This window comes from Corallococcus macrosporus (assembly GCF_017302985.1).
GTDB classification, from domain to species: domain Bacteria; phylum Myxococcota; class Myxococcia; order Myxococcales; family Myxococcaceae; genus Corallococcus; species Corallococcus macrosporus_A.
Genome location: NZ_JAFIMU010000004.1, coordinates 686,380 through 702,700 on the forward strand (window position 1 = coordinate 686,380; position 16,321 = coordinate 702,700).

General features: G+C 65.5%; 10 protein-coding genes. 4 read left to right on the plus strand and 6 right to left on the minus strand.

Annotation, left to right across the window (positions count from 1 at the left end):
- Positions 1–513 precede the first annotated feature (513 nt).
- The 5 genes from JYK02_RS08005 to JYK02_RS08025 form a co-directional block, all read right to left on the minus strand.
- On the minus strand, positions 514–3,231 hold the full coding sequence (locus JYK02_RS08005; protein ID WP_207050299.1) for a P-loop NTPase fold protein: 2,718 nt from the start codon (positions 3,229–3,231) through the stop codon (positions 514–516).
- 326 nt (positions 3,232–3,557) lie between these two features.
- Complete coding sequence (locus tag JYK02_RS08010) at positions 3,558–3,860, minus strand: hypothetical protein (RefSeq protein ID WP_242588493.1); 303 nt, start codon at positions 3,858–3,860, stop codon at positions 3,558–3,560.
- Positions 3,861–3,988: 128 nt separating this feature from the next.
- Entirely contained in the window at positions 3,989–4,669 is a 681-nt protein-coding gene (locus JYK02_RS08015; protein WP_207050300.1) for a 2OG-Fe(II) oxygenase, read from the minus strand.
- Entirely contained in the window at positions 4,666–5,739 is a 1,074-nt protein-coding gene (gene ada, locus JYK02_RS08020) for a bifunctional DNA-binding transcriptional regulator/O6-methylguanine-DNA methyltransferase Ada (protein WP_207050301.1), read from the minus strand. Before ada ends, JYK02_RS08015 begins: the two co-directional genes overlap by 4 nt.
- Positions 5,740–5,871: 132 nt before the next feature.
- Complete coding sequence (locus tag JYK02_RS08025; protein ID WP_207050302.1) at positions 5,872–6,903, minus strand: 1,9-bis(guanidino)-5-aza-nonane synthase; 1,032 nt, start codon at positions 6,901–6,903, stop codon at positions 5,872–5,874.
- Between the two features lie 241 nt (positions 6,904–7,144).
- Here JYK02_RS08025 and JYK02_RS08030 point away from each other — a divergent pair, with 241 nt between their 5' ends.
- Positions 7,145–10,420: a C45 family autoproteolytic acyltransferase/hydolase gene (locus JYK02_RS08030; protein ID WP_207050303.1), complete on the plus strand. Its 3,276-nt coding sequence runs from the start codon at positions 7,145–7,147 to the stop codon at positions 10,418–10,420.
- A gap of 63 nt (positions 10,421–10,483) precedes the next feature.
- Here the strand turns inward: JYK02_RS08030 and JYK02_RS08035 are convergent, their stop codons facing one another.
- Positions 10,484–12,241, minus strand: a complete 1,758-nt coding sequence (locus JYK02_RS08035) for a GMC oxidoreductase (protein WP_207050304.1) — start codon at positions 12,239–12,241, stop codon at positions 10,484–10,486.
- A 281-nt stretch (positions 12,242–12,522) separates the two neighbouring features.
- Here JYK02_RS08035 and JYK02_RS08040 point away from each other — a divergent pair, with 281 nt between their 5' ends.
- From JYK02_RS08040 to JYK02_RS08050, 3 genes are read left to right on the plus strand one after another with little or no spacing between them, the layout of a single operon-like run.
- Complete coding sequence (locus tag JYK02_RS08040; protein WP_207050305.1) at positions 12,523–13,092, plus strand: TetR/AcrR family transcriptional regulator; 570 nt, start codon at positions 12,523–12,525, stop codon at positions 13,090–13,092.
- Position 13,093: 1 nt separating this feature from the next.
- The gene (locus tag JYK02_RS08045) at positions 13,094–14,725 is read left to right on the plus strand and encodes a DHA2 family efflux MFS transporter permease subunit (RefSeq protein WP_207050306.1); all 1,632 of its coding nucleotides are present in this window, start codon (positions 13,094–13,096) and stop codon (positions 14,723–14,725) included.
- A gap of 3 nt (positions 14,726–14,728) precedes the next feature.
- Positions 14,729–15,961: an HlyD family secretion protein gene (locus JYK02_RS08050; protein WP_207050307.1), complete on the plus strand. Its 1,233-nt coding sequence runs from the start codon at positions 14,729–14,731 to the stop codon at positions 15,959–15,961.
- Positions 15,962–16,321 lie beyond the last annotated feature (360 nt).

Consider the following 16,321-nt stretch of genomic DNA (forward strand, 5'->3'; position numbering starts at 1 on the left):
TGCGAGAAAACCCGGATTGCGTGAGCCGCTCTCAGCGAGGCCGTCTCTCACGCGCATACTGGCGCTGCCGAGGCCTCGTGGGGGCTCTCAGGGTTTCAGCCGCAGGGACCCGGGCCGGATGAGCCCGGTCCCGCAGCAGGCTCACTTCATCAGCGCGATAGTGAACCGTAACCGTCCACGAATCCAGTCGTCGGGCGTACTGCTCGAAGTGCTCACGGGGCCTGGGTCGGGCAGGTCGGAATCCAGCGTGCTGGCCGTATCCTGGACCGTCAAGGGACGTACTCGACGCACGCTGCGGCCTTAATTACCCGCAGTCCGTGATCCGCTACTCCACGTTCCATCACGTGGCGACGCAGTTCTAGCTAGGCATTAGTCTGCGGACCATGGGGGCGGGCAAGTAGCCATAAAGGCCACTTGGTCGGGGAAAAGCTACTGAGTAGTCTATGTATGGCTTTTTGGTGCGGCCCAATTGTCAAGAGTGATCTTTGGCTGGATGCTCGTCGTCAGCAGTCCTTAGCTTTTACCAGAACGTTTGCCCTGTAAATTCTGGGCGTGCCTTAGAATGGCCTCGTATGCAGGTATTGACTCTGCCGGAAATATGTCTGGAGATGAAACCTTTAAGGTGATTTCGAACAGGCGATTCATGTTGAACAAACGATTTGCTCGCTCGCTATTTAATGTATAGGTCGCAACCTCGCGAAAGACCCCTTCATCCCATCTGATTTGGTCTGCTCTGTCGACAATAAACTGGTTGATTTGGGGTAAGACTGCTTCGGGCGCCAGCTCGGCAGCTTCAATGAGCGCGTCAGAAAATGGTCTCCAATGCGCAAAAGGAAGCCCCTCAAATTTCTTTTGTCTGACTCTGCCGAGGCCCCAGCAGTTGATAAGCAGAGTGGCCGGTTCTGCACCGCGAAGCGCATCCGCCAAGTGTTTGGGGTCTTTTGATATAAACGAGTCGCAGAGTATTTCGATAAATGAAGCCTTGATTTCCTCAGCTTGGGCTTGCGGAACAAGTTCGGGGCCAGACCCATCTTTCGTCAAAAAGAAATAGAGGAGAGTGCTGGTCAATTGGAGATTGACCGATGTGGTCAGTTTAATGAGTTCTTTGAGGGTGGATGGAAGGAGTTCGTTCTCTTTGTCCAGCAGCAGATGCCAGATGGCTATGACGCTTGGCGGATAGCGGTTTCCCCATTCGACGGGTGAGCGCCGCAGTTCAGCGCGAACAGTGGCGTCCAGGAGTTTGGTCAGTTCATGAGTGCCAAGTAGTAAACCAGCAAAAGCTCTGACTGTATCGAGTTGGGATGCCTTGAGTAGACGGGACACTAGTTCGTTTGAAAAGTGAGATTTCCAAAGAACAATGTCTTTGAGGATGGGTTGGTCCTTTTCTTCGGTGGACAGCGAGTCTTGCGATAGGTAGCGCTTCCAGTAGTCTCGATGCGATCTTACGGAGAGTCCCTGAGGCTTTATCTTTGCGACTTGCTGTGTCCCCGGCTCTCTCCAGTTCGGAAAGATGAAGTCGAGAATTTCCTCTATTGCGGCTCGTTTTGGACTTGCTGCCGATCCCCAAAGAGCGTTGAACTGTATTTCAAAGTTTGATTTTGCTTCGGTGTTGGATCTTGACTCTCGAGGCCTGCTTTCACTTCTGATTTCGTCGATGTTGTCCACTATTAGAGCGAATACATCTGGCTCTGATGCTCGGAGCAGTGACACTGAGAATAGATCATCAAAATCTATTTCGCCTCTTAGTTTGTCCCAGACATCAAGGCATTGGCGGAGGCCATATTTTATTTTGCGTGGATTGTTGCAGATGGTTGCCAGCGCGACCGGCAAGGTGAACATGTCCTGGGGGACGTAAGGAGCCCAATCGAACCAGTCGGCCGTGGAGTTGCCGCGAAGGTGCTCGCGCGTGGATAGCGATACTGGATCGATATAGCTCTCTGTTGCCAGACACCCTTTCATGAATGCGGAAAGTGTTTTCCAGATAAATTTTGGTTCGATTGTGGGGAGAGGTTCGACAATTCTCGCTATTTTCTCGATGTCGAACCTGGCACTCAGTAGGGTCGATGCGAACACGACTTGTATGGAGGTCGCTTCAGATATCGAGTGAAGAAGCGACCGAAGAGGGGCAAGTCGTTCGACCTCAGGGGGGTGCGTCGTCGATGTAGACCCTGCAAAACGCTCCAAGTCCTCGATCCAGAGAACGAAATGCATATCTAGCGCCGCAGTTACTTCGTCAAAATCAGAAAGAATTGCGGCGGGCGGACGATTGCGTCGAAACAGTTTGGCCCAGCCAACGCCTGCGTTCTCGATGGTGGAAATATACTCGTCGGGGAGCCCGGCAATGGGAGTTGTGTTGACGTGCCGGCCTAGTTCTTCTGTTAGTGAACTCAATATGCCGTGGATCGCTGCGTCTACTGTGTCGAATGGCCACAGACTGATGCGCACGACGGCAACGGATTGCCCCAATAAACCCGCATCATTTAATTCGTGGAGTACGAGATTGTAGATAGACGTCTTTCCGGAGCCGAGTTCGCCGATTAGTGCGATCGTTAGCGCCTTTTCGGTGCGTGCCTTAATTTTGTTTGAGATTCTTTTTGCGATTGGGTTCCGACTGAAGGTGTCTAGGTCTGGGTGGTTGATTGGAGTGTCATTCTGGACCCAGATTCGTAGTTTCGAAAAGTCGATTGTAGGTGGTGTTGGGGCCGCAGGCTGCGTGGTCGATGATGCAGGTGGGCTCAAGCCAAGTAGCGCAGCAACTCGTGATTGCTCGTCGCTTGTCCCAATTGTCGAGGCGAGTAGTGCCGCGACAATGAGTAGCATTGTAATGAAGCCAATCAAAACAAGTATGTTCATCCATGAGGTGGACAGAAAGCTTCTGATTTCATCCGAACTGAGCCCAGGGCATTGTAGTGCCTGCGTGGCCGAGGGACTTACGGCAAGGAAGAAGATGAGCCAGATGAAGCCCAAGAGCGCTGCGAACCAGGATGGAGGATATCTCCAGAAATGGCGAAGGCCACTCCAGGCAGGTGCGCGCTTGCGACCCCATAGAAGTCCGAATCCGATGAGAAGCGTAAGTGCAGGTACCACGGCCCATTCTGCGAAGTCCGTGAAGTCTTTGCAGTTTGGTGCTAAGTGCAGGGCAAATAATGCGGTTGCACCTGCGGGTAGAGAGAATGCGACGATTTCGAACCAACGCTTAATGATGGCGTTGCGATGTCTTGCGGTGTTCAAAGGTTTTCCATGGAGTAGGGTGCGCTTGGCTTCAAGCGGTTAGGAGCCTTCGGGATGTAGGGCGTTAATTAGATCGATGCTGACGAGGCAGCGTCCTTGCCATGCGCTGGCTGATGGACAGTGGGTAGGGGCAGTACTAGGCGGAAACAATTCCTCGGAATGTCGGAGTCCGCATGATTCTGCGACGCCAGCGAGGCCTGATCCAGCGCCTTCGGCAGCGACCCGCTTCAGTCTTCGAACCTATTTCGGTAGGGAAGAAGGTTGTTCTCCTGGCGGGTTGAAGATGCAGGAGGACGAGCCCATAGGATAGTGAAGAAGGACGACAGTTAGCGGGTGCTGGACGAACTGTGGCGACGCATCGAACCGCCCGTGAACGCCCCGGTCGTTGAATCCCGCATGTAGGCTACCACCGACGTGGCGGACTGGTCGTAGGTCTTCGTTTCATTGCCTGTCACGGCGACGAAGGTGACCGCGCTGGTTCCGGTGACCTGGGTGATCAGTCCCTGGGTGACCTGGGAGGTCGCGTCCGTCGACGCTGAGGGATCCACCGCCTCGGCCTCATCGAGACCCGTGCAACCGCCCCCTGTCATGCCGATCAGAATCCCGAGGGAAATCAATGGCATCTTCATTGTGAAGGCGCCCCTTTCGGCAACGCTCAAAATGGCGTCGCGCAGGGGTATTCATACCGGTCGGTCTGACATTTCCGGGAGTGCATCGACGCCCGTTTTCCCTCGGAGCGTGGCGGCAAACGGGCTGATCACGCGGCGTCGTGGAAGATGATTCCTGCCATGTGCCTCAGGCCTGAGCGCACGCGGCTGACACCGTGACGGAGGTTGACGCGGTAGGTGCCTCGCGTGCCCTGGACAGGGCGATGATGCACCGCGAAGACGACCGCGTCTCCCTGACGCAGGGAGACGACCTCCGCGCGTGACTGCATCCGGGGGCGCTGCTCTGTCAGCACGAACTCGCCGCCCGTGAAGTCCCTTCCAGGTTCCGAGAGGAGGAGGGCCACCTGGAGCGGGAAGACGTGCTCGCCATACAGGTCCTGGTGCAGGCAGTTGTAGTCGTCCACGCCGTAGCGAAGGAGCAGGGGAGTGGGCCGCACCTGTCCCGCTTCATGGCAGCGCTTGAGGAAGTCCTCGTGAGCGTCCGGATAGCGCACGTCGATGCCCATGGCCGTGTTCCAGCGGTTCGCGATGGGCGCGAGACACGGGTACAGGGCCGTGCGCAGCTTCGTCACGATCTCCGGCAACGGATGGTCGAAGTATTTGTATTCACCCCGGCCGAAGCCGTGTCTCGCCATCACCACGCGGCTTCGGAAGGCGTCGTCCAGGTCGTAGAGCAGCGCCAATGCCTCACATTCGTCGGGCGTGAGCAGGTGCTCCAGCACCGCGCACCCACGGGCGTCCAGCTCCCGGCCCGTTTCTTCCCAGTTCATCGCCGCGCCTCGCGCTCCAGCAGCGTGCGCTTGCGCTCCACACCCCAGCGATAGCCAGACAACGCACCGTCATTGCGCACCACCCGGTGACACGGAATCACCACCGCCAGGGCGTTCGCGCCGCATGCCTGCGCCACCGCTCGCACCGACTTCGGTGCGCCGATCCGCTCCGCGATGTCTGTGTAGCTCGCCGTCTTCCCCGCCGGAATCTCCCGCAGCGCCTGCCACACGCGCTGCTGGAACGCCGTGCCCCGGATGTCCAGCGGCAGGTCCAGTCCCACGCCCGGCGCCTCCACGAAGCCCACGACCTTCGCCACCAGTTGCTCGAACTGCGCATCCCCTCCCACCAGCGTTGCCTGCGGGAAGCGGTCCTGGAGGTCCTTCGCCAGCGCGTCCGGATCATCCCCCATCAGGATGGCGCACACGCCGCGGTCGCTCGTGGCCACGAGGATGGGGCCCAGCGAGCACTCCGCGATGGCGAAGCGGATCTCCGTGTTCGCGCCCCCGGCTCGGAAGTTCGTTGGCGTCATGCCCAGGACCTGGCTGGAGGTCGCGTAGAAGCGGCCGCTGGAGTTGAACCCCGCGTCGTAGATGGCCTCGGTCACGGAGCCTCGCTTCGTCAGGCCTTCGCGGATCCGCTCCGCCCGCTGCGCCGCCGCGTAGCCCTTGGGCGTCAGCCCCGTCACGGCCTTGAACACGCGGTGCAGGTGATAGGGAGACAGCCCCGCGCGCTCCGCCAGTTGCTCCAGGCTCGGCATCTCCTCGGACGCCTGGATGAAGCGGCACAGCTCGGCCACCCGGTCCGCGTGCTTCACGGCGAGCGAGGGCTCCCCCGGCTTGCAGCGCCTGCACGCGCGAAACCCCGCCTGCTCCGCCGCCGCCACTGACGCGTGGAACCCCACGTTCTCCGGCCGCGGCGTCCTCGCGCCACACGACGGACGGCAGTACACGCCCGTCGTCCTGACGGAATAGAAGAAGCGCCCATCCGCCGCCGCATCCCGCGCGACGACCGCCGCCCAGCGTGGGTCGCCCACCGTCGCCGCCGCGAGGGCCTCCGTCTTCGTCGCCATGCTCCGCCTCCCTTCGATGACCACGAGGGGAAACCTAACCCCCAGCGTCCAGGCCAGCACTCCGCGCCTTGCGGTCGAATTCGGGCCCCGCGCCCCGGACAGACCTCCCGGAGCGCGGGAAGGGCACCGCCGCTACCCGCAGGCGTCCACGAGCCGGCGCTCCGGCCGCCGCTCCCAGCCGCGCCCGTGGAAGGCCGCGCCCACCACCAGCGGCATCGTCACCGTGGCCTCTCCGTACACCATCTGCTCGTGCACGGTGGACACCTTGCCCCAGCTGCTGGCCTCGCGCAGCGTGGAGCCGGAAAGCGCGCCGTCACGCTCGTCCGCCACCGTGAGCTGCACCGCGTACTTGTGCATGGCCACCGGCTGCTCCACGAAGTCCGCCGCCACCACGATGTCCTGGGCGAAGTTCTTCGGCACGCCGCCGCCCACCATGAACAACCCCGAGTCCTCCATCCGCAGCCGGCACTTCGTCAGCTCCAGGAAGTCCCTCGCGCTGTCGATGGACACCTGCGGCCTGCCCGCGCGGTGCCACTGGTGGTGCACCAGCCCGAAGCCCGCCGAGCAGTCGCTGAACGCCGGGACGAAGATGGGCACGCCCACCTCATGCGCCGCCAGCACCACGCTGTCGCGCGTCCTGCCGTGCTTCACCAGGTAGCGGCCCATCTCCCCGATGAACTCGCGCGACGAGTACGGGCGCGGCTCCAGCTCCGCCGCGATGCGCGCGATGGTGGCGTCGCACTCGCGCAGCTCGTCCTCGTCGATGTACGTGTCGTAGATGCGGTCGATGTGCAGCTCGCGCAGCGCATTGTCGTCCGCGTCCGCGCGGCCCTTGTAGTGGCGGAAGCCCAGGGCCTCGAAGAAGTCCTGGTCCACGATGAGCGCCCCGGTGGAGACGATGGCGTCCACCATCCGGTGACGCACCATGTCCACCACCACCTGCTTCAGGCCGGCGGAGAACAGGCTGCCGGCGAGGCAGAGGATGACCCCGCACTTCTCGTCACGGAGCATGGCGTCATAGAGCCCCGCGGCGCGGCTCAGGTTGCGCGCCTGGAACGCCATGTGCCCCATGGCCTCCACGAGGGGCCGTACGTCCAACGCCTTGATGTCGATGTGCTGGATGGGAGCGCGAAGCAGCCCGGTCTTGCTGAGTGTGTCTGTCACGGCGGGTGTACCCCGACGGCCGTTGATGGAGGTCGGGAGGCCCTGGGCCGACAACAAGCGCCACCCGAGACGTCCTACGGTCCGGCCTCGGGAGAGGGGGGACCGCCATCGGAGACGTCAGGTGGCGTGCGACCCGTGCTCCCTAACACGCCAGCCGGGCGGGTGCGAGCAATGTCTGGCAGCACGCCTGCGTATGACGTGACAGGATGCCGCACCCATTCCTCCATCCCATGAGCAAGCCATGTCCCACCTGCGTCTGATGTGGAAGCGCTCCCGTCTGCTCTGGCCCACGCTGGCCGCCTGCGCCGCGGCGCCCGCCTGGGCCGCTCCCGCGCCCATCGCCGTCCCCAACGCCGGCTTCGAAACCGCCGCCGCCACCGGCCTGCCCCAGGGCTGGACCGCCTCCGGCCAGGGCAAGGTGTCCGCCCGCGGCGACGCGAAGGCGGAGGGCAGCCGAAGCCTTGTCATTGAAAACCCCCAGGGCGGCGCGGAGACCACCGTCGTCTCCGAGCCCGTGAAGCTCCAGGTGGGCCGCCTCTACCGGCTCTCCGCCTGGGTGCGCACGAAGGGCGTGCAGGCGGATGCGCAGGCCCGCTACCCCACGGCGCTGGGCGCGTGTCTGTCCATGCAGAGCTTCCCCTTCACCAACTGCTCGCCGCCGCAGGGCGCGGACCAGAGCGGCCGGGTGCAGGTGCTGTTCTTCGCCACCACGTCCAATGATCGCGTGCGCGCGCACCTGGGCCACAACGGCAAGGCCACCGGCACCGCGTGGTTCGACGACGTGAAGCTGGAAGAGGTGGACGACGTCACCGCGTACGTCCCCATGGAGAGCGTGCGCTGGGCCGGCAAGGGCTTCCGCTACGACGACGGCGGCTGGGTGTACGTGCACATCGAGGGCGAGCCCTACGAGCGCGGCCGGCAGTACGGCGAGCTCGTGTCGCAGGAGATCGTCCGCTACATCGAGAAGCTGGGCATCCAGAAGGACAAGACGGACGCCGCGAAGGGCTGGGCGCAGGTGCGCCTGCTCGCGGATTCGCTGTTCCTGCGCCGCTTCGAGCCCGAGTACCTGGAGGAGATGAAGGGCATCGCCGACGGCGCCAACGTGGGCGGCGCGAAGTTCAAGGGCCCGGACGGCAAGGAGCGCGACCTGGACGTGCTGGACGTCGTCGCCATCAACTCCGCCGTGGACCTGGGCCAACTGGAGGACGCCAACCGCGTCACCGCGTCACCGCTCTCCGGCCGCACCTTCCTCAAGGGCGAGGACGAGAACGGCCGGGCGGGGGAGGGCGACCACTGCTCGTCGTTCGTGGCCACGAAGTCCGCGACGAAGGACGGCCGCGTCGTCATGGGGCAGATCTTCATGTGGAACGGCTACACCGGCGTCCACTGGGACGTGGTGCTGGACGTGCAGCCCACCAAGGGCCACCGCTTCGTGATGCAGACCTTCCCGGGCGGCATCCACAGCGGCTCCGACTGGATGCTCAACGACGCGGGCATCGTCATCGGTGAGACGACGGTGGGCCAGACGCCCTTCAACATCGACGGCACGCCGCAGAGCAACCGCATCCGCAAGGCCGTGCAGTACGCGAACTCCATCGACGACGTGGAGCGCATCCTCAAGGACCGCAACAACGGCCTCTACACCAACGACTGGACGCTCGCGGACACCAAGACGGACGAGGGCGCGTGCCTCCTCCTGGGCACCGCGAAGACGCGCCTGTGGCGCACCGGCAGCAAGGGCAAGGCCTCCGACACGCCCGGAAACCTCAAGGACTTCATCTGGGCCAACAACAACAACCGCGACCCGGAGGTCCGCAAGGAGTCCGTGCCCAACGCGAGCAACGCCCCGGTGGACCTGGCCTTCAACACCTGGAACCGCGACATCGCCTTCCAGGAGTACTACGCGAAGTACGGCAAGGGCGGCTTCGACGTGGACAGCGCCACGCGGATGATGGCCTCCAGCCCCATCAACCGCCCGCACGCGTGTGACGGCAAGGTCACCACGTCGGAGATGGCGGAGAAGCTGATGTTCCTCGCCCACTACGGCAAGACGACGCTGCGCGAGAAGATGGTGGGCAGCCGGTGGATCCCGGACCTGCCCGGCGCCACGCCGCACCTGTCCCTGGGCTACACCGCGTTCAGCCCCGTCTACGTGGCGGATCAGCTCAAGGCCGCCAAGGCGAAGCAGAAGCCGGAGCCCAAGGCGGACGCGAAGCCCAAGCGCGACTTCGCCCGCGTGAAGGACGCGCTGTCCTTCGACGAAAAGAAGCTCTGGTCCAACACGGTGTTCCCCGCGACGGACGCGGACAACTGGTTCGGCAGCGGCTCCGCCGCGTACTGGACCCAGCTCAAGGACCTGCCGGAAGGCGATGACCTGTCCAAGGCCTTCGACACCCAGCGCGACGCGCTCGCGGAGCTCAACGCCCGCTACCTGTACGTCACGGCCCGCGAGGGCGACGTGGTGCCCAACGCGGCGCGCACGGACTACGGCCGCTACGGCCAGTACGCGGTGCCGCGCATCAAGGGCACGTACCTCCTGCACCAACTGCGGCTGACCCTGGGCAACGCGAAGTTCGCCAAGGTGATGGGCGCGGTGCACGGCAAGTTCGCCAACAAGAAGCTCAGCACGCAGGACTTCATCCGCACCGCCTCCGAGGCCGCGGGCCAGGACGTGGGGCCGCTCGTGAAGCAGTGGGTGGAGCGCGGAGGGCTGCCCGCGCCGCGCCTCACCACGCGCGCCCAGAAGGCGAAGGAGGGCTACGAAGTCACGCTGAAGGTGGACCAGTCCGGGACGCCCTGGCGCTTCGCCACGCTGGTGGAGGTGCAGACGGAGAAGGGCAGCGTGCTGGAGCGCGTGGAGGTGAAGGGCGGCAGTGACACCTTCACCGTGAAGGTCGCGGACCGGCCGGTGCGCGTGGTGTTCAACGTGGGCAACGACATCCCCGTGGCCCGCGAGCGCTACCAGACCCTGGCCAACACGCTGGATGACTGGGAGAAGCTCCTCTTCGTCTACGGCTCCGCGCACCAGGTGGAGTCCATGCGCACGCTTGCGACGAACTACCGCGAGCAGCTGGCGGACGCGTCCCCGGAGAAGCTGGCCCCGCTCAAGCCGGACGCGGAGGTGACGGACGCGGAGCTGGCGGACCGCGACCTCGTCGTCTTCGGCGGCCTGGAGGACAACGGGCTTCTGGCGCGCCTGGCGGCGGAGAAGAAGCTGCCGGTGGAGCTGGGCCGGCGCTACTTCCGGTGGCAGGGCAAGACGTACGGCCGCGCGGATGACGGCCTGGCCATGGCGCTGCCCAACCCCTGGAACCCGAAGCGGACGCTGTACCTCTTCGTCGCCAACAGCGGCCTGGAGCTGTGGCACATGACGCGCTCGTTCCAGCGCGGCCTCCAGAGCTGGGCCCTGTTCCGCGCGGGCGAGGTCAGCGGCAAGGGCTTCCACGCGGCGGACGGCTTCACGCAGGAGCTGTCCGTGGACCTGCCCGCTCCCAAGCTGGGCATGCTCACGCCCTGAACGACCGCACCGGCACCGCGCGGAAAGCAGCAGTCCTTCCGCGCGGTGGAGGTGGCCGCGGCGTCAGGGCATTTGTGCGGGGCCGTGGTGCTTCGGGACCAGCCGGGCCGCGAGGTCCATGGCCAGGGCCACCATGGTCATGGTCGGGTTCCACGAGCCGCCCTGGGGCCAGAGGGCGCCTCCCGTGACGTAGACGTTCTTCGTGCCCCGCAGCAGGTAGTCCAGGTTGACCGGCGCGCTGTCGTCCTCGCCGATGTGGAGCGTGGAGCTCTCGTGCACGAGGGCGTCCACCCGCCGCTCCTTCACGTCCGGGCGCTGGGAGGTCCAGGTCCCCACGTCGGGAGAACCGTGCCAGTACTGCACCCGGTCCGGTCCCTTCGGGCTGAGCACCCTCTCCAGGACCTCGAAGGTGCTCTGGTCCATGGCGTTCCAGGTGTGCTGGTCGGACTCGTTCACCGTCACCCGGAGCAGTGAGTTCGTCGTGGGGTTCGCGTCCGCGCCGTTCGCCCGGAACCACGTGTTCGGGTTGCGGTAGTCCAGCTCGCCGAGCACCGCGCAGACGAAGACCACGTACTCGTTGGAGGACTGGAGCTGGGCCATGGAGGCGGTGGCCACCACGTCCGGCATGTACCTCAGCGCGGTGCCTGCGTTGTGCTCGGGGGCGCGGTCCGACAGCGCGGACAGCTGGATGTGGAACTGCTGCGACCAGTCCTGCGCCTTGCCGGCGACGTAGCACGCCCCCAGCTCCAGGCTCCCGAACTCGCCCTTGGGGTCCAGGTCCGCGCGGGGCACTCGCGCGACCAGGGAGGTGATGAAGTGGGCGGAGAAGCGTTCCCCCACCCTCCTGAGCTGGGGAAAGGAATTGCGCACGAGCGTCGTCGGAGGAAGCGTGCCCATGGCCAGGATGAGCTTCGCGTCATTGAGCGGCAGCACTCCCCGCGAGGTCATCAGCGCGGTGGCCGTGCCCTCCTGTTGCACGATGCTCTCGACGATGCACTCCGTGGCGACGTCCAGCGGCGCGCCCTTGTTCTCCAGCGCCAGCTGCCGCTGGTTCATCACCAGCTCGAGGAGCGCGCCGGGCGTCGAGTACTTCTGGAAGTCGATGCCGTTGGTGTCTGGGTCCCCGGAGGCGAGCGGCGCCGGTTCGGTCCGGTAGATGGTGGGCACCTGTCCGTACCCCTGCGCCAGCAGGTTCTGGACGGTGAGCTGCAGCGCGCCGTACACGGGCCGCTGCTGCTGGATGATGCGCAACTCCTCAGGGCTCCGGTGGGCATCCACCTTGTCCGCGGGGTGCACCTGGAGCAGCGCCTCCGCGCGGGCGAAGTTCTCCTCGGCCGCCGCGATGGTGCGCCCCGGCCACCCCTGCAGCTCCTGGCCCTTGGGGCGGGGGCACCACGCGCTCCACAGCGTGGAGCGGCCTCCGAAGAAGGGCACCATGCCGTGCTGCCAGGTGACGGTGCCATCCGCGCCGCTCGCGGTGGACGCAGCCAGCGTCCACGGGAACGTCTCCGACATGCCGCCCAGCGTTCCCACGAAGGGCAGGGGCAGGTTCTGGAAGTGCTCCGGCAGGAAGAAGGGGCCTCGCTCCAGCATCAGGATGCGGCAGTGCGGGTTCTGCTCCAGCGCGCGGTGCGCCACGGCGAGCCCGCAGAAGCCCGTTCCGACAATCACCAGGTCGTACTTCTTTTCCTCCCGGGCCTCCTTCCAGCCTTCGTTGGACAGGAAGAAGACGTGGTCCATCACCCGCTGCCCCGTGGGGGACTGGGGACCGGGGGTTGGAAAGCCATGCTGGAAATTGGGCGTCGACGAAGCAGCGGACATGAGCGCTCCTTGTGGACACTCCCGTGGGGTCGGGATTGTCAGACAAAATACTCCCATCTTGGATGGCGCGTCTGTCAATGAAGACAGGGATTGAAATGACTCGCACCGCGGTCGCGGGTCTGCGTGGACCTGTCATTGCGGTCAGGCCACCTCCTGTCTGCCTGCCCACACCCTGAAAGCCCCGGCTGATTTGACTCCGGGACGGAGAGGGTTAAATCTCCCTTCAGGAAATGAATCGAGATTCAAAATCTGAGGCGCCCGTCAAACGGCTGCGCTCGCGCATGAAGGAAGCCACCGCCGACGCCATCCTGTCGGCGGCCGCGGGGGTGTTCGCCCGTGACGGCCTGCACGCGGCGAAGATGGAGTCCATCGCCGAGCAGGCAGGCGTGTCGGTGGGGACGCTCTACAACCACTTCACCGACCGCGCGGCCCTGCTGGACGCGCTGCGTGCGAAGCGCCGGCAGGTGATGCTGGAGCGGCTGGACGCGGCCCAGGCCCCCGTGGCGGCGCGGCCCGCGCGCGAGCAGCTGCGCGCCTTCGTGACCGCGGTGTTCGCCCACGCGGCCGAGCAGGACGCGTTCGTGCGGGCGCTGGTGCAGCTGCCGGAGGACCCCGCGCGCAAGAGCCGCATGATGGCGGAACTCCAGCGGCGGCTGAACGCCATCATCGACCGGGGCATCCAGGCCGGTGACATCCGCGCGGAGGGCCGCGCGTTCTACCCGGCCCTGTTGATGGGAATGGTGCGCGGCGCGCTGGACCGCCTGCGCGAGGACGACGCCGCGAGCCTTCCGGCAGCCGCCTGGGCGGAGGAGATCCTCCGCGTCTTCTTGAAGGGCATCGAGGTCGACTGACATGGCGACATCCGTCGCGACACCGGAGGTTCTGGCGCAAGCGGCGCCCAAGGCCCCCGTCAACAAATGGCTCGTCACGCTGTCGGTGACGTTCGGCACGCTGATGGGCGCCATCGACTCGTCCATCGTGAACGTGGCGCTGCCGCAGATCCGCGGCGCCGTGGGCGCCACGGTGCAGGAGATCACCTGGGCCACCACCGGCTTCGTCATCGCCACGGTGATGGTGATGCCGCTCACGGGCTTCCTGGGCCGCATGTTCGGCCAGAAGCGCGTGTACCTGTCGTGCCTGGTGCTCTTCGTGGCGGGCTCGTTCCTGTGCGGCCTCGCGTGGAACCTGCCCACGCTGGTGCTCTTCCGCTTCCTGCAGGGGCTGGGCGCGGGCGCGCTGCAACCCACCGAGCAGGCCATCCTCCGGCAGACGTTCCCGCCCAAGGAGCAGGGCACGGCGATGGCCATCTTCGGCATGGCCGTGATGGTGGGCCCGGCCATTGGCCCCACGCTGGGCGGCTACATCGTGGACAACTGGCACTGGTCCTGGATCTTCTTCATCAACGTGCCGGTGGGCATCCTGGGCTTCTTCATGGTGGCCCGCTTCGTCCAGGAGGACGAACAGCTGCGCGCCACCGCGCGCCGGGAAGCCGAGCAGCAGCGCAAGCACATGGACTGGTCCGGCATCACGCTGCTCTGCATGGGCCTGGCCACGCTCCAGTACTTCCTGGAGGAGGGACAGGCGGATGACTGGTTCGAGTCTCCCGTCATCGTCATCTGCGCGCTCCTCTCCGCCACGTGCCTCATCGCCTTCGTCATCCGCGAACTCACGGCGGTGGCGCCCGCGGTGAACCTGCGGCTGTTCAAGGACCCGGTGTTCGCGTCCGGCACGCTCCTGGGCGCGCTGGTGTTCGCGGTGCTCATGGCGAGCATGTTCCTCCTGCCGGTGTTCATGCAGGAGCTGCTGGGCTTCACCGCGACACAGTCCGGCTTCTCGCTGATGCCTCGCACGCTGGTGATGATGTTGATGATGCCCATCGTCGGGCGGCTGTACGGCAAGGTGCCGGCGCGGGTGCTGGTGGGGATTGGCATCGTGTTCGCGGGCTTCGGCGCGTACGAGATGAGCCACTTCTCGCTCGCCACCGGCTCCAGCAACATCATCGCGGCCATCGCGCTGCAGGGCGTGGGCTTCAGCATGATGTTCGTGCCGCTCAGCGCCACGGCATTGGGCAGCATCCCGCGCGAGCGGATGGCGGATGCGACGGGCCTCAACTCGCTCCTGCGTCAGATTGGCGGGTCCGTGGGTCTGGCCATCTTCACCACGCTCCTGTCTCGCTACACCGTGCTGTCCAAGGCCTCCATCGCGTCGCACCTGAACCCGGAGCGGTGGGAGGTGGCCAGCCGCATGGCCGCCACGCAGAAGGGGCTCATGCAGCACGGCCTGGACGCCGCGAGCGCCAGCATGGCCAGCCTCCAGATGATGGTGGGCAACGTGTCCCGGCAGGCCATGGTGCTCGCGTTCGACAAGCTCTTCGTGTTGGCGGCGCTGATGTTCGTGGTGGTGCTGCCGCTCATCTATTTCCTCAAGGATCCCCCGAGCGTCGGGGGCTCCCACGAGAAACCGCACATCGACGTGGAGATTTGAGACATGGCAACGACAACGACAGCTCCCCAACTCGTCCCCGAAGGGGCGCCCGCGCCCGCCGCCGCGGCACAGGCGAAGCGCGGCAAGCGGGGCTTCCTCATCCTCGGCATCGTTGTGGCCGCCATCCTGCTGGCCATCGGCGGCTTCAAGGTCGTCACGGCCGGGCAGGAGTCCACCGACGACGCGCAGGTGGAGGCGGACGTGGTGCCCCTGGCCGCGCGCGTGTCCGGCCCCGTGGTGAAGGTGGTGGTGAAGGACAACGCCACGGTGCACCAGGGCGACGTGCTCCTTCAGATCGACCCGCGTCCGTACGAGGCGCGCGTGAAGCAGGCGGAGGCCGAGCTGGAGTCCGCGCGCGCCCAGGCGGTCGCGGCGGACGCGCAGGCCACGGTGGCGGAGGCCGGTGCGAAGGGCGGCCTGTCCAGCGCGAAGGCGCTCGTGTCCACGAGCACGTCCGCGGTGAGCAGCGCCCAGGCGCAGGTGGCGGCGGCCCGCGCGGCGGTGACTCGCGCGGAGGCCCAGGCTCGCAAGGCCACGCTGGACCTGGAGCGGGCGCAGAGCCTGCGCAAGCAGAACGTGGTGGCGCAGAGCGCGCTGGACGACGCGCAGACGGCCAACGAGACGGCGCAGGCCGCGCTCGAGGGTGCCCGCGCGCAGCTCGCGCTGGCGGAAGAGGGCCGGCGGACGGCGGAGAGCAAGGTCGCGGAGGCGAAGGGGCAGCTCGACGTGAGCGCGCCCATCGACGAGAAGATCGCCGCCGCCCAGGCCAGCGCGTCGCTGGCGCACGCCCGGGTGAAGGGAGCGGAGGCCGCGCTGGAGCAGGCGAAGCTGCAACTGGAGGACACGCGGATCATCGCTCCGGCGGACGGCCAGGTGTCCAAGCTGTCCGTGCACGCGGGCCAGTTGCTCACCCCTGGCCAGGCCGTGGCGGAGCTGGTGCCGAACACGACCTACGTGGTGGCGAACTTCAAGGAGACGCAGGTGGGCCACATGCAGCCCGGCCAGCGCGTGGAGGTGGAGCTGGACGCCTTCTCCGGTGAGAAGCTGGAGGGCAAGGTGGAGAGCCTGTCTGGTGGCACCGGAGCCCGCTTCTCGCTGCTGCCGCCCGACAACGCGTCCGGCAACTTCGTGAAGGTGGTGCAGCGAGTGCCCGTGCGCATCACCTGGGTGCACCCGCCGGAAGGCCTGGCCCTGAGAGCCGGCCTCTCCGCCGACGTGACGGTGCACACGAAGTAGCCAGAAGCCCCGTCCCCCCAGCGCCGCGCCCCAGCAGGGACGCGGCGCTTTTTCATGCCCTGATGGCGGCGGGCCAAGAGCCCCTGCCTGGCGCAGCGGCCAGGTCCTCGGCGCCAATTTCAATCTCCGCTACTGAGAAGCTGAGAGCCGAACGAGCCTCCCCGTCAGGCGCGCCCCAAGCGAACTGGTCCGACAGTCGGACCAATTGGTCCTCACGCCCGAGGTAAGGGGCGCCCGCCGCAGCCAAGCCACACGGACTGGTCCGACAGTCGGACCAGTTGGGCCCAACACCAATGGCCAGCGGACCCCTCATGCGTGCCGCCGAAACCGGTCCGATAATTGGACCCGTTACGCCAACCG

What these genes read in the sequence shown, in the direction of transcription:
- JYK02_RS08040 (WP_207050305.1), top strand. Translation starts at nt 12,523, where the DNA reads ATGAAGGAAGCCACCGCCGACGCCATCCTGTCGGCGGCCGCGGGGGTG.
- JYK02_RS08035 (WP_207050304.1), bottom strand. Translation starts at nt 12,241, where the DNA reads ATGTCCGCTGCTTCGTCGACGCCCAATTTCCAGCATGGCTTTCCAACC.
- JYK02_RS08030 (WP_207050303.1), top strand. Translation starts at nt 7,145, where the DNA reads ATGTCCCACCTGCGTCTGATGTGGAAGCGCTCCCGTCTGCTCTGGCCC.
- JYK02_RS08010 (WP_242588493.1), bottom strand. Translation starts at nt 3,860, where the DNA reads ATGAAGATGCCATTGATTTCCCTCGGGATTCTGATCGGCATGACAGGG.
- JYK02_RS08050 (WP_207050307.1), top strand. Translation starts at nt 14,729, where the DNA reads ATGGCAACGACAACGACAGCTCCCCAACTCGTCCCCGAAGGGGCGCCC.
- JYK02_RS08045 (WP_207050306.1), top strand. Translation starts at nt 13,094, where the DNA reads ATGGCGACATCCGTCGCGACACCGGAGGTTCTGGCGCAAGCGGCGCCC.
- ada (WP_207050301.1), bottom strand. Translation starts at nt 5,739, where the DNA reads ATGGCGACGAAGACGGAGGCCCTCGCGGCGGCGACGGTGGGCGACCCA.
- JYK02_RS08015 (WP_207050300.1), bottom strand. Translation starts at nt 4,669, where the DNA reads ATGAACTGGGAAGAAACGGGCCGGGAGCTGGACGCCCGTGGGTGCGCG.